Origin of the sequence: Pedobacter westerhofensis (genome assembly GCF_900182595.1) — a bacterium.
Taxonomy (GTDB): domain Bacteria; phylum Bacteroidota; class Bacteroidia; order Sphingobacteriales; family Sphingobacteriaceae; genus Pedobacter; species Pedobacter westerhofensis.
Map to the genome: position 1 here is coordinate 154074 of NZ_FXTN01000002.1, position 13061 is coordinate 167134.

A 13061-nucleotide genomic window follows, 5' to 3' on the forward strand; every position below is an offset into this window, starting at 1 on the left:
TCAGTAACGACAATACAGATATGATGTTAGTCAGCCATTGAAAAGAACGAATACAATCAAATGAAAATAAAAACTAAAATCCGTATCGGGTTTGGATTCCTGTTTGTGGTGGTAATGCTGTTTGGATCGATCTCGTTATATTATATGAACCAGATTTCCGACAGTGCCAAAGTGATCCTCAAAGACAACTATGAAACTTTAAGTTATACCAGAAATATGCGTTCAATTCTGGATCAGAACGATTTGCCTTTGAGTCTGGCAGTGGTTGCCCAATTCAGAAAAAACCTTCACTTTGAACAGAAGAATGTAACGGAGCAGGGAGAAGAACAGGCTGTAAATGCGTTGAAAACAGCATTTGGGGTGATGAATGATCCGATGGTCGATGAGGATCAGCATAAGCTTGCGCTGAGCAGTCTGAGGAACCAGTTGATGCAGATCGACCGTTTAAATATGGCTGCGATCGTTAGAAAAAATGCTGCGGCCCAGAGCGCTGTTGATAAAGCCAGTTTGTATCTGGTTACTGCTGCTTCCTTTTGTTTCCTGGTATTGTTCACATTTATTGTAAACTTCCCGGGTTTTGTAGCCAATCCGCTAAAGGAGTTTTCGGATGCCATCAAAGAAATCGGGCGGAAGAACTACAAACAACGCCTTCATTTTGACGGATCTGACGAGTTTGCTGATTTGGCAAAGTCTTTCAATGAAATGGTAGCAGAACTCAATAAATGGGAAAACAGCAACCTGGCAAAAATACAGTCAGAGAAGTTGCGCATTGAAGCGATTATTGAACAGATGCAGGATGCAATTATTGGATTGAACGAAAAACAGGAAATCCTCTTTATGAACAGGGTGGCTGCACAAATCCTGAACCTGAACGAAGGTCAGGTGCTTGGGTTGAATGTACAGGACCTGATGCAGAAAAACGATCTGTTGACACGTATAATTGAAAGTGAAGGCAATCTCCAGCCGATAAAAATCTATGCAGATAACAGGGAATCTTACTTCCAATTGCAAAAAAGGGAGATTGTTGTAGACGTAGAGGACGAGCAGGATGAATCAGTACTGAGAAAGACGCGAAGGACTGCAGGAACAGTTTTTATATTAAACAACATCACCGAGTTCAAGGAGCGGGACGAAGCCAAAACCAACTTTATAGCCACGGTATCACATGAACTTAAAACTCCCATATCATCGATCAAAATGAGCCTGAAGTTAATGGACGATGAGCGGATCGGCTCGATGAACCCGGAGCAAAAGCAGCTGGTGGCACATATCAAGGACGATTGCAGTCGCCTGTTAAAGATCACCAGCGAATTGCTGGACCTTGCGCAGGTGGAAACAGGCAACATACAGCTGAATTTTGTAAATGCCCAGCCTCATGAGATCGTAAATTACGCGCTCAATGCAGTGCGTTTTCAGGCAGAACAACGTGATATTGAGTTGGAGCTGATCAGCACGGGTATACTTTCGCCGGTAAATGCAGATGTGGAGAAAACCGCATGGGTACTGATCAATTTTCTATCCAATGCACTGAGATACAGTTCGGAAAAGTCCAAAGTGCAGATCAGTATTATCGAAAAAGATAACGGGATCGAATTTTCGGTGCGCGATTTTGGAAAAGGAATTGATGAGCAGTATCAGAAGCGATTGTTCGACCGCTATTTTCAGGTGCCAGCAGATGGTAACAATAAATCCGGCTCAGGCCTTGGACTGGCGATTTCCAAAGATTTTATAGAAGCTGAAAATGGAAAGATCTGGGTAGAAAGTGAAACAGGCGAAGGAAGCCGTTTCTGTTTTCTGCTGCCGGTTGCTGAACATTAATGTTAACAACCTGATATCAATCCTGCATTGATCCAGGCCTGTATCTGATCTCCCTCGCCAACTGTTGCCAAACCCGAACAGGTCAGAGGATGCATCAAATCAAAAATTACAGCTGATCTCAAATTAGATCTGATCGCTGATCATGTGAAATGCCAGGGCTGCCGCGAGTTTGGCTGTAACATGTTCAGGATCATATAACGGATTATACTCTGCGATATCCATACTGATGACCTTCTTACTGGAGGTAATCAACTGCAGGCATTTGAAAAAGAAAGGATCGGGAAAAAGCCCGGAGTATGCAGGAGCACTCACACCTGGCGCTGCCGAAGATGCAAATACATCGAGGTCAATCGTGAGATAAACGTATGTACTTTCCCGGATAAAGTTCTCAATTATTGAAAGTACTTCCGGGGCATGTGTTACGGAAAAATGACCGGCCGGAATGTATACCGCGCCCAGTTCTTCAGCAGTTTTGTAAAGCAGCCTTGTATTGCTGTTCTGTTGTATGCCAATGGCGAGATATTTAAATACTTTGTGATCTGCGCGACAGTCTTTAGCAATTTCGAAGAAGCCGGTACCTGAGTTGGCTAAGCCGTCGCCAGGGTTGCGCAGGTCAAAATGCGCATCAAAATTGATGATGCCTATAGTGTCCTTCTCTTCGACATGTTTGCTGATTCCGGTGTAATGTCCGTAAGTAACCTCGTGGCCTCCGCCAATCACCAGGGGCTGATAGCCGTAATACAATGCAAGTTCCACCAGGTTGGCCAGCTCGGCCTGCGCTTCTTCCATTGCTTCTGTTTCGCAGATGATATCCCCCAGATCTATCAGCAGCATATCATCATCAAAATGGACGGGCAGGTTTCCGCAGGCCTGACGAAAACACAGTGGCCCGTCTTTAGCGCCTATGCGGCCGCCATTGCGCATTACGCCTTCATCACAGGCAAAGCCTATTAATGCTACACTTTTTCTTCCCGCAGGTGCAACAGGTATCAGTTCTTCCATCAGATTGACTGTGCTGATACGCTGGTGCCAGCGTTGTACTGCAGGGTCCCCGCCGTCGTTACGGCCTTTCCAGGTACCATGTAAGGTGTTGCTATAAAAAGCCGGGTTAACGTCTGTCATACATCTGGTGTTAACAAGGGATAAGTTACAAAATTTATCTATTTAGTAAAAGCGTCATGAGTGTAATTTCTTTTTATCATCAAATGCACAGTTTATACCTCTGCAATCTGAATACCTTTTTTCCAGACATGCACTGGTTTCATCTTTCCCTGATGATACAGGATCTCGCGGTAATCATTACAGGAGTAAGCCTGTAAATCCGCCAGCATCCCTGACTTGAGTACTCCTCTGTCATTTAATCCGAGCGCCTTTGCAGCCCTGAAAGTCAGTCCGGCAAATACTTCTGCCGTGCTCAGCTTTTCTGATGCGCTCATCACGGCAGCCTGCATCAGTAAATCGCCCATTGGTGCGGATCCGGGGTTCCAGTCGCTCGCTATTGCTAAACAGGCACCACTATCCAAAAACCTGCGTGCCGGAGCATAAGACATTCCCAATCCCAGCGATGCGCCAGGTAATACCACGGCAACAGTTGGCGCATTTTTAAGCAAAGGGATCTCCTTATCTGAAGTAGCTTCCAGATGATCTGCAGAAAGAGCACCTGATGCAAGGGCAACTTCCAGTCCGCCTGTACTGAACTGGTCGGCATGTACGGTAAGCTCAAAACCCATGACTTTTGCAGCCTGCAGATATTTCCGGGCATCGTTACTGCTGAATGCACCTTCTTCTATAAAGATATCTATACGGTTTGTGAGGTTCTCTTTTTTGATCAACGGAAGCAGTTCCCTGATAAGATGATCCAGATAGGCCACTGCATGCCCATCGAAATCCTTTGGCGGTAAATGTGCAGCCAGACAGGTAGGAACCAGGTCGGTCGCAGAGGATGTTGAAACCTTTTTAATAGCCCTGAGCTGTTTCAGTTCATTCGCGATGTCCAGTCCGTAGCCGCTTTTTACTTCAATCGTGGTAACACCTTCTGATAAATGGCGTTCAACCCTGCCTTGCAGGAGTGCAGTCAGGCATTCTTCATCCGCCAAACGCGTTTGTGTAACGGAATCCCAGATGCCTCCGCCACTTTTGGCGATTTCCAGATAGGATTTTCCCTGAATGCGCAGACTATAATCTTTAGCTCTGTGTCCTGCGAAGCAGATATGGGTATGGCAATCTATAAACCCGGGAATAAGTACATTTTGAGTAGTGGTTTCTTCTACAGTTATACCCGGATACTTTGCGTAAAGCTCATTGAAAATGCCCGTTTCCAGGATTATTCCATTTTCGATGACGATGCCGCCATTTTCAATAATGCGCAGCGCAGAATCTTCAATTGCCCCATGCATGGCTAAACCATCATGGGGAAGGATCTGGCTGAAGGGGCCGGTTAATTTTTTCATAGCATTGGTTTATTCAGGTCAGCCAATTTGCTGCATTCACATTGATCAGGCGATTTCATATACAATAGCTCATGTTTTCATAAATGCTATTGCAGGGACAGTCCAAATTTCTCTGCCCATTCTCCCGCCTTTTCATATCCGGCATCCGTATGCCTGAAAATCCCCATTGCCGGGTCGTTGTACAATACGCGGCGGATACATGAGGCGGCCCTCTCCGTTCCGTCTGCCAGTACTACCATACCTGCATGCTGTGAATAGCCCATTCCTACGCCCCCTCCATGATGGAAAGATACCCAGGTGGCTCCGCCAGAGGTATTGGCCATCAGGTTCAGCAGCGGCCAGTCTGACACGGCATCAGAGCCATCTTTCATGGCTTCGGTTTCCCTGTTGGGAGAAGCCACAGAGCCACAGTCGAGATGATCGCGGCCAATCACGATTGGCCCTTTTACCTTTCCGCTGGCCACCAGTTCATTAAACAACAGGCCGGCTTTTTCGCGTTCGCCCATGCCCAGCCAGCAAATGCGTGCAGGAAGCCCCTGGAAACTGATTTTCTCTTGAGCCTTTTGCAGCCAGTTGATCAGGTGTGTGTTTTCGGGGAAGGCCTCTATCAAAGCGCGGTCGGTTGTGTAAATATCTTCAGGATCTCCGGACAGGGCAACCCATCTGAAAGGGCCTTTGCCCTCGCAAAATAAGGGACGGATATAGGCAGGGGTAAAGCCCGGGAAATCAAAAGCATTGGCTTCTCCTCCCTGTCTGGCAAATTCCCTTAAGTTATTTCCATAATCAAACGTTACCGCACCTTTTCGCTGAAGATCGAGCATAAAGCCCACATGACGCGCCATGCTGGCCAGCGATTTGCTCTTATAAAGTTCAGGATTGCTTGTCCGCAATGCTGCGGCTTCTGCAAGCGAGAGCCCGTTAGGGATATAACCGTTCAGCGGATCGTGTGCAGAAGTCTGGTCTGTCAGTATATCCGGAACCAGCTGATCTTTAATCAAGCGTTTCAGAAGGTCGCCAGCGTCGCTTACCAGCCCCACCGAAAGCGTTTCGCCCTTTTCTTTTGCTGCAGTGATCCAGCTGATCGCTTCCTCATACGACTCAGCCATCCGGTCAATATAGTGTGTGTCCACTCTCTTTTGAATCCTCGAAGCGTCCACATCCGCAGCAAGGAAAATTGCCCCTGCCATGGTTGCTGCCAATGGCTGTGCGCCGCCCATGCCGCCAATACCGGCGCTTACAATCAGTTTGCCCCTTAGGTTATTGCCAAAATGCTGCCGGCCGCATTCTGCAAAGGTCTCATAAGTGCCCTGCAGGATTCCCTGTGTACCGATATAGATCCAGCTGCCCGCGGTCATCTGCCCGTACATCATCAGCCCTTTGCTGCGCAGCTCGTTAAAATGTTCCCAGTTTGCCCATGCTGGTACCAGGTTACTATTGGCAATCAGTACGGGGGGCGCTTCGGGGTGGCTTCTGATGATGCCTACGGGTTTTCCCGACTGTACCAGTAAAGAATGGTGTTCGTCGAGCTCCAGCAGGACCTCAATAATCTTCCTCAGTGCCTCAGGATTGCGGGCGGCCTGTCCGATTCCACCGTAAACTACCAGTTCTTCCGGGTTTTCTGCTACCTGTCCGTCAAGGTTGTTTAGCAGCATCCGCAGAACGGCTTCTGTCTGCCAGCTTTTGGCGTGGAGCTGCATCCCCCTTGGGGCCTTATAAAAAGGATGTGTAGCGTATGTATTAAAAAATGCTGAATTCTTCATTTTTATGCAGGTTAATTTGGTTCTGTATAGCGGTCTGCTCTGCGGTAGCCAGGAACTTACCGCTGGTGATGAGCCGGTGGAGCTGATTGATGTCTTCTGCAAAGATCCGGTCTTCATTGATGATGGGCACATGCTCACGTACCAGCTGATGGCAGGCTTCAATTACCGGAGCAGAAGCCAGCGGCCGTCGGAACTCGATCGCCTGTGCGGCATACAAAAGTTCTATAGCCTGGATGTATTCAAGGTTATCAATAACCTGGTGCAGTTTTCTTCCGCTGATAGAACCCATAGAAACATGGTCTTCCTGTCCCATAGAAGTAGGCACACTGTCGGCACTTGCCGGAAAGCAAAGCGTCTTGTTTTCAGTTACCAGTGCTGCGGTAGTATATTGCGGAATCATCAGCCCCGAGTTGAGCCCTGCGTTGGCGGTGAGCAGTTTCGGCAGTCCGAATTTACCTTCGTTCATCAGGTAACAGCGCCTGTCGGATATATTTCCCAGTTCTGCTGCGGCAACGGTCACATAATCCAGCGCCATAGCAAGCGGCTGGCCGTGAAAATTCCCCCCGCTGATAGAGTCTTCGGCGCTAAAGATAATCGGATTGTCGGTCACCGAGTTCAGTTCAATCTCCGTCAGTTCTTTCAGGTGCTGCCAGGCATTCCTTGAAGCGCCGTGCACTTGTGGCATACAGCGGATAGAGTAGGGATCCTGCACACGGTTGCAGCCAATGTGGGATGCCCCGATAGCCGATCCTTCAAGCAATGCAGACAGGCGCTGTGCCACAATCTGGTTTCCTTTAAAAGGCCTCAGTTCATGGAGCCTTACGTCAAATGGTTTTTTAGATCCGGTTAAGCCTTCGAGCGACATGGCCCCGATCAGGTCGGCCGTGTCCAGCGCATGACTCAACCTTTGAATTGCTTTTACAGCAAAGGCCAGGATAAACTGCGTGCCATTGATCAGCGCCAGCCCTTCCTTTGGCCCTAAGACGATAGGTTTAAGATGATATTGAGCCAGTACTTCCGCGGCAGGCACTTTAACGCCCTGCTGATAAACTTCTCCAAATCCAATCAGCGGGAGGAACAAATGGGATAAGGGCGCAAGGTCTCCCGATGCACCTACAGATCCCTTTTCAGGCACCACAGGAATGATATCGTGATCGATATGCCATATGATCCTTTCCAGTGTTTGCGCTGCAATGCCTGAATAACCCTGTGCCAGGGCATGGACCTTGGTGATCATCATGATCTTCGCAATTTCCTGCGGGATCGGGTTGCCTACGCCTACGCTGTGGCTTTTCAGAATATTCACCTGCAGTTGTGAAGTGTCATGTTCCGAAATATGGGTATCGCACAAGGGGCCAAAACCAGTGTTGATACCGTATACGGGCTGCTGGCTGTGCACAATTTTCTGAACTTCTTCCCACGAGGATTGTATTCTTGCTGCGGCTGCGGGATCAATCTTTGCTTTGATTTTGCCTGCGGCAATAGCCAGGCAGATACCGCTGCTGAGGCGACCGGTTCCATAATTAAATGTATCAGGCATTGCTCGTTTATCAGACATTACTTGTGTTTTTAATTGGTTCCTGAAGTTTTTCTTTAATTTTTGCGGCGATATTCACCGACTTAAATGCGCTTTCGATGATTGTCAGCTCTTCCAGAAAGGCATCTCCGGCAGCTTTGCCACCAGCCACGTCTTCCATCGTTTCGCGGATGGCCTCCCACATCGGAATGATTTTCTTTAAAAGCTTTTTACCCTCAGGGCTAAGCTTTACGAGTTGCTTGCGCGCATCGTCAGGGCTTGTTGTGGTGAGCACCAGTCCTTTGCTTTTTAAATTTGTGACCAGCTGACTGGCAGCGGGGTGACTTACTTCGATTTGCTCGCAGAGCTCCTGTATCGACAAGGATTTGTTTTCTGAAAGCAGGTAAAATACCGGGAACCAGGTGGTTTCAAATATGATGCCCTCAGCGCGGTACGCTTTGTTCACTTCAGACAAAAACATTTCACTGAGGCGTTTCAGCCTGCTGCCTAATACTAAGTATCCTAAGGACTGGTAATAATTCATAAAACAAATATATATAAGTAATTATATAAGTGCTTATATATGTTGTAAAAAAAAATCCCCGGGAGTTATCCAAAGATTCCCGGGGATTTATCAAACTGAAATAATATCAGGTTGGCATTTTGATTAAAATTGGCCTGCGCAATGCCTTAGTCAATTAATTCTTCGATATAATCCGCACAGAGCTTGTTTGAATCATAGCTATTGATTTTTTCAGCAAGCCTGGTTACATTTTCTTTGTATTCTTTATTTTTAAGGATCTCCCTTACACCCTGATAAATTGCATGTGGTGCAGGGGTTTCCGTCTTCAGGTCAATACCGATTTTAAAATATCCGATACGGGCACAAATCTCGTTTTTACCTTCATGCAAACCTGCGGCAAGCATTGGCAGTTGCTGGGTTATGCTCAGCATTGTGCCGCCGTAGCCACCATTTGTCACATAAACGCTGGCGTACTTCATCACCTCTTTAAAAGAAATAAAATCTTCAATAATTATGTTTGCGGCATTATATTTCTCCCGGAGCTGCTGTGTCCCATTTCCTCCCGTGGTTACAATAACCAGCACATCGCTGTCTGCAAATGCAATGAGTGTTGGTTCAATCAGCTTGCTTAAATCTCTTTCAACCGTACCTGCGTAACAAGTATAATTTTATCGTACTTTTTTAAACGCTCGTCAAACCATGGTTGTTGATGCTGGTCAACAGCATATGGCAGCAATGCACCTACAAAATGTACATTTTTACCAATGTCGCTTCTGCTGTATTCAAATTCCGGAGCGTCAATCTGCAGAAACAGATCTGACTCTTTAACCAGCCTATTTTCCATTGTAGTTCTTGTAAACGGAATATCATATTGAATAAAGAGCGTCTCAAAGTATGCTGTGGCAGCTTTATATCTGTCCGGGGCTTTTTGATAGAGTGCAGTATAGGTCTCGCGTGTTTCCTCATTTTCGGCAGGTGGCAACGCATATCCATATGGCGCTGTATCTACTGAATCTTCTGCAAGCGGGACAACGCCTATTGATACAACCGGGATATTCAGTTTATGCTTAATAAAGGGAATGGATGGATAAAGGCCATCAACTATGATCAGATCGAAGGCAAAGGAATCGTATATATCTTTGATATCTTCAAAGTATAATACAGATCCTTTGGCATATAAAAGCCTGTAGGCCGCCAGCCTTTTTTCGGGATCATTGGTCATGATTTCAGGCACAATCTCCGCAATATTTGCAGTGTTGATTTCCGGCATCTTAACCAGGGGATAATACGGGATAGACAGCTTTTTAATTTTATCAGCGTACAGGGATGAGCTAAACCAGCGTACATCACAACCCTCATTCTGCAGGTACTTTGCCAGTCCTGTTAAGGGATTAAAATGCCCGTCGGCAGGGACATTTGAAAATAATATTTTCTTACCAGCTAGTTTATTTTTTATCTTTCAAACTTTAAATTTATGATCTGCTGAATCTGGTTTTTACCGGGCCAGCTGTTTCACAATCAAAGTTTAAATAATAAGAATGTGTAAGGAATAACCTAATGCGGTGATATTATCAGCACAAAAACCCAAACAACGAAAGCAGGATTTTGTGTTTGTGGCCTGTTTGAGTTTCATCGGCTGCTACGAAAGATTTTTCCAGGTGTTCGATCTGTTTATGGGTTTTGTTTTTCCTGCTTAATCAAAAGTATAATCCTTAAAATTGCTGTTTACAAACAGCAAAATTTGTAAAAACTGCTTTCTTCAATGAGCAATTTGTGCGGAATAATGCTTTTTGCAGGAAGCAATAAATTTCTATATTAGCATCAAAAAGATCTCATGTTTGAATACTTCGAAAAAGTCACCCAGCTTATCAACACTATAGCTGCAGCCGAAACTAAAAATATCGAAAAAGCTGCTGAATGGGTTTCTGAAGTGATCATTGCCGATCAGATCATTCACGCGTTTGGTTCAGGGCACTCCCATATTATTGGAATGGAGCTTTTTACCCGCGCCGGTGGACTTGCCAATGTAAATACGATCCTTGATGATTTAGTACTCGCTACAAGTGGTGCGCGGAGAGGTGCTGCGATAGAACGGGTAAGCGGGCTAGCCGATATCCTGTGGGACAAATATAAAATCAGTTCTTCTGACATCATGATCATCATCTCTAATGGCGGCAGAAATGCCATGCCTATTGAGATGGCTATGAGAGCAAAAAAAGAAGGGCTTAAAGTGATTGCCATCACCTCCCTTACCCAATCGCAGAGTTATCCCTCGCGCCATGCCAGCGGCAAACGCCTTTGCGATGTTGCAGATCTGGTCATCGATAACCACGTGCCCTCGGGTGATGGTTTGATGGAAGCACAGGGCAAGCTGGTTGGGCCTGCATCTTCAATCGCTGGTATGTTACTGGTAAATACCATTACCACAGAAGCCATGAAAATAGCCTCTGCAAAAGGAGCTAAATTACCTATTTACCACAGCCAGAATATTGATGGGTATTCCAATGAAGAACTGTACCAGAAATATGAGGACAGAATAACGCACTTGTAAGCCAAGCCATAATATACAGATGTTGATGTTTAAAGCCGGACAGGCACTGTTCGAAATCTTACAGAGTTATTTCAAAAAACGCGCTGTCGGTCAAAGAAATAGGGATCAGGAAAGTATTGGGCGCAAGTGAATGGAGCATTATATATATACTATCGGGCGAATTTATCAAGCCTGTTGCACTGTCGGTACTGATCGCGCTTCCCTTAAGCTATGTACAGGCCAGGTATTGGCTGAATAGCTTTGCTTACAGGATTGATCTTCATCTTTGGTATTTTGCAGGCGCCGGATTGCTTGCTTTGTTCATTTCATGGTTGACCGTAGGGCTTCAGGCGTTAAAACCTGCGAAGATGAACCCAATACAATGTCTCAGGGATGAGTAAACCTGCAGAATATCCTCCTGTAAAGAGATCGCATTTCTTTGTTTTGATTCTTCAGACTGTCTAAAACGCAATCTAAATCGTATAAAAAAGCCAGATCATAAAAAAAATACACATTGTACGATATTGTTACGATTGTCGGATATTGCCCATTAATAGGTGTATAAATGGACAATATCATACTATGATATAGCTTTTTGCTCTTTTCTTGGAAGGCCGTTTTCAAAATATTTATACATTTCCTCATATTTAATTGAAAATATTGTCAATAAGTTGTAATTTGAGCATGCTTAAACGATTTTTATAAACACTTAACCTACGGCTATAGATTAATTTTTACAAATTCCATGAAAGAGGACTTCAACCAAATGTTTACTAACTACAAGTGTAGGATCTATGCCTATATACTTGCCATAACAAAGTCGGAGTACGTTGCTGAAGAGATTACACAGGAAATTTTTATTAAATTGTGGGTAGCAAGAGAAAATCTGCATGAAATCAAGAACCTGGACGGCTACGTTTTCAAAATTGCCAGAAATCTTTCATTAAACCACCTGCGCAAGGTAGCTTATAATGAAAAGATGTCTGGCGAGCTCATCAGGGTTGCCGCAAAGGATGGCGATAGCGCAGAAACTAAGCTTAACCTTTTTGATTATAATAAACTGATCAACCAGGCTGTAGACGGACTTTCACCACAACGGAAGCTGGTATTTAAGTTGAGCAAGGAAGATGAGCTTAGTTATGACGAAATTGCTGCGCAGCTCAAACTTTCAAAAAACACAGTTAAAAATCATCATCTTACTGCAATGGGCATTGTGCGTTCTTTTCTGATTAAAAATGGAATCAGCTCTGCCGTGACCGTTTTCTTTCTGCTCTGCTTTTAAAAAATTTATAAATCTGCGGTGCCTAACCGCTTATTATTACCCCTATCAGGCATTCTTTAAATAATTTTATTTTTTTTCTGTTTCCATTAGTCTGATCAGACACCTTGTGTGTCTTTCCTTTAAATCAGCCAGAAAATGGAAGTAAAAAATAGGATTTCTGTACTTTTTAGTAAATATGTAGCGGGCGAAGCTAATAAAGCTGAAGTGGCAGAATTTCTTGAACTGATCAAACGGGAAGATGCTGATCTGGATACTGAGATGGAGCATCTCTGGAACCGTCAGGATACCACTGTAGAACACGACGTAGACTGGCAAAGGATTTATGATTTATCGGTTGCTTCAGATCCTGAAGTAACGCCATTACGAAGCAACAGAAGAATCTGGCTTAGTGTTGCAGCAATGCTCATCGGAGTATGCGCCCTGGCATTTTGGTTCAACCCAAATAAGAACTTAAAAGATCAGAACACAGAATATGTTTCAGGTAAAGCGGGAGCAGGGAAAATGCTGGTTGTACATCTGAGCGATGGCACTAAGGTTACGCTCAACTCAGGCTCTGAATTGCTGTATCCCGAAACATTTGACGCAAACAAACGCGAGGTCTATCTGAACGGAGAAGCATATTTTGAAGTAGCGCACAATCCCTCAAAATCTTTTCTGGTACATTCAGGCAAAGTGGTCACCAGCGTTTTGGGTACCTCATTTAATGTGATGGCTTATCCGGAAATGTCCAAAATGTCTGTAACGGTCCTTAGCGGTAAAGTAGCAGTTAAAAATACCAGTTCGCAAAAACTTGTTACTTTGTTACCTAAACAACGTGCCAGTATGAACATCGATAAGGACGATTTTGACGTAGATTCATTAAAAGATGCTGCCGAAATGATTGCCTGGAGCAAAGGAGAGCTAACCTTTGATAATGCTACACTGGAAGAAATTGCTTTGAAGGTTGGCAATAAGTTTGGCATCAGCGTAAGCGTGCTGAACAAAGAGAAAAAACAGCGCAGGATTACGGGCACATTTAATAAACAATCGTTTATCGAGATCCTCAATGCAGTTACCCACTTAACAGAAACCACATATAAACAAACCAAAGACGACTATATTATATACTAAGCCAAGACATAATAGATCTCCACTCGATTGAACCGGAACTATTGATTAACTACCAAGAATGCCTATGCAGTA

The 13061-nt window shown here is 44.9% G+C and carries 12 protein-coding genes; 5 read left to right on the top strand and 7 right to left on the bottom strand.

Features of this window, described 5'->3' with window-relative positions; translation table 11 throughout:
• Window positions 1–60: 60 nt before the first annotated feature.
• Window positions 61–1818, top strand: a complete 1758-nt coding sequence (locus tag FN831_RS03415; protein ID WP_142526818.1) for a HAMP domain-containing sensor histidine kinase — start codon at window positions 61–63, stop codon at window positions 1816–1818.
• Between the two features lie 123 nt (window positions 1819–1941).
• Here FN831_RS03415 and hutG read toward each other — a convergent pair whose 3' ends face one another.
• From hutG to FN831_RS27880, 7 genes are all read right to left on the bottom strand, one after another.
• Complete coding sequence (gene hutG, locus FN831_RS03420; protein ID WP_142526819.1) at window positions 1942–2940, bottom strand: formimidoylglutamase; 999 nt, start codon at window positions 2938–2940, stop codon at window positions 1942–1944.
• A gap of 92 nt (window positions 2941–3032) precedes the next feature.
• Entirely contained in the window at window positions 3033–4268 is a 1236-nt protein-coding gene (gene hutI / locus FN831_RS03425) for an imidazolonepropionase (protein WP_142526820.1), read from the bottom strand.
• Window positions 4269–4354: 86 nt separating this feature from the next.
• Window positions 4355–6028 carry a urocanate hydratase gene (gene hutU, locus FN831_RS03430; protein WP_142526821.1) on the bottom strand — a complete coding sequence of 558 codons (1674 nt, stop codon included), beginning with the start codon at window positions 6026–6028 and terminating at the stop codon, window positions 4355–4357.
• Window positions 6006–7586 carry a histidine ammonia-lyase gene (gene hutH / locus FN831_RS03435; RefSeq protein ID WP_246101324.1) on the bottom strand — a complete coding sequence of 527 codons (1581 nt, stop codon included), beginning with the start codon at window positions 7584–7586 and terminating at the stop codon, window positions 6006–6008. Before hutH ends, hutU begins: the two co-directional genes overlap by 23 nt.
• On the bottom strand, window positions 7579–8088 hold the full coding sequence (locus FN831_RS03440; protein WP_142526822.1) for a MarR family winged helix-turn-helix transcriptional regulator: 510 nt from the start codon (window positions 8086–8088) through the stop codon (window positions 7579–7581). The genes hutH and FN831_RS03440 overlap by 8 nt, the downstream gene beginning before the upstream one ends.
• Window positions 8089–8234: 146 nt before the next feature.
• A complete protein-coding gene (locus FN831_RS27875) occupies window positions 8235–8651 on the bottom strand; it encodes a glycosyltransferase (protein WP_221931256.1) in 417 nt (138 codons plus the stop codon).
• A gap of 44 nt (window positions 8652–8695) precedes the next feature.
• A complete protein-coding gene (locus tag FN831_RS27880) occupies window positions 8696–9337 on the bottom strand; it encodes a hypothetical protein (protein WP_221931257.1) in 642 nt (213 codons plus the stop codon).
• Between the two features lie 564 nt (window positions 9338–9901).
• On the opposite strand from FN831_RS27880, the gene FN831_RS03450 reads away from it, so the two are divergent.
• The 4 genes from FN831_RS03450 to FN831_RS03465 all read left to right on the top strand — a co-directional run bounded on the left by FN831_RS03450 (window position 9902) and on the right by FN831_RS03465 (window position 12989).
• Complete coding sequence (locus tag FN831_RS03450; RefSeq protein WP_142526823.1) at window positions 9902–10618, top strand: sugar isomerase domain-containing protein; 717 nt, start codon at window positions 9902–9904, stop codon at window positions 10616–10618.
• A 104-nt stretch (window positions 10619–10722) separates the two neighbouring features.
• Complete coding sequence (locus tag FN831_RS03455; RefSeq protein WP_262711872.1) at window positions 10723–10998, top strand: ABC transporter permease; 276 nt, start codon at window positions 10723–10725, stop codon at window positions 10996–10998.
• Between the two features lie 344 nt (window positions 10999–11342).
• A complete protein-coding gene (locus FN831_RS03460; RefSeq protein WP_142526825.1) occupies window positions 11343–11879 on the top strand; it encodes an RNA polymerase sigma-70 factor in 537 nt (178 codons plus the stop codon).
• 135 nt (window positions 11880–12014) lie between these two features.
• Entirely contained in the window at window positions 12015–12989 is a 975-nt protein-coding gene (locus tag FN831_RS03465) for a FecR family protein (protein ID WP_142526826.1), read from the top strand.
• Window positions 12990–13061: the final 72 nt, after the last annotated feature.

What these genes read in the sequence shown, in the direction of transcription:
- FN831_RS03415 (WP_142526818.1), top strand. Translation starts at nt 61, where the DNA reads ATGAAAATAAAAACTAAAATCCGTATCGGGTTTGGATTCCTGTTTGTG.
- hutG (WP_142526819.1), bottom strand. Translation starts at nt 2,940, where the DNA reads ATGACAGACGTTAACCCGGCTTTTTATAGCAACACCTTACATGGTACC.
- hutI (WP_142526820.1), bottom strand. Translation starts at nt 4,268, where the DNA reads ATGAAAAAATTAACCGGCCCCTTCAGCCAGATCCTTCCCCATGATGGT.
- hutU (WP_142526821.1), bottom strand. Translation starts at nt 6,028, where the DNA reads ATGAAGAATTCAGCATTTTTTAATACATACGCTACACATCCTTTTTAT.
- hutH (WP_246101324.1), bottom strand. Translation starts at nt 7,586, where the DNA reads ATGTCTGATAAACGAGCAATGCCTGATACATTTAATTATGGAACCGGT.
- FN831_RS03440 (WP_142526822.1), bottom strand. Translation starts at nt 8,088, where the DNA reads ATGAATTATTACCAGTCCTTAGGATACTTAGTATTAGGCAGCAGGCTG.
- FN831_RS27880 (WP_221931257.1), bottom strand. Translation starts at nt 9,337, where the DNA reads ATGCCGGAAATCAACACTGCAAATATTGCGGAGATTGTGCCTGAAATC.
- FN831_RS03450 (WP_142526823.1), top strand. Translation starts at nt 9,902, where the DNA reads ATGTTTGAATACTTCGAAAAAGTCACCCAGCTTATCAACACTATAGCT.
- FN831_RS03460 (WP_142526825.1), top strand. Translation starts at nt 11,343, where the DNA reads ATGAAAGAGGACTTCAACCAAATGTTTACTAACTACAAGTGTAGGATC.
- FN831_RS03465 (WP_142526826.1), top strand. Translation starts at nt 12,015, where the DNA reads ATGGAAGTAAAAAATAGGATTTCTGTACTTTTTAGTAAATATGTAGCG.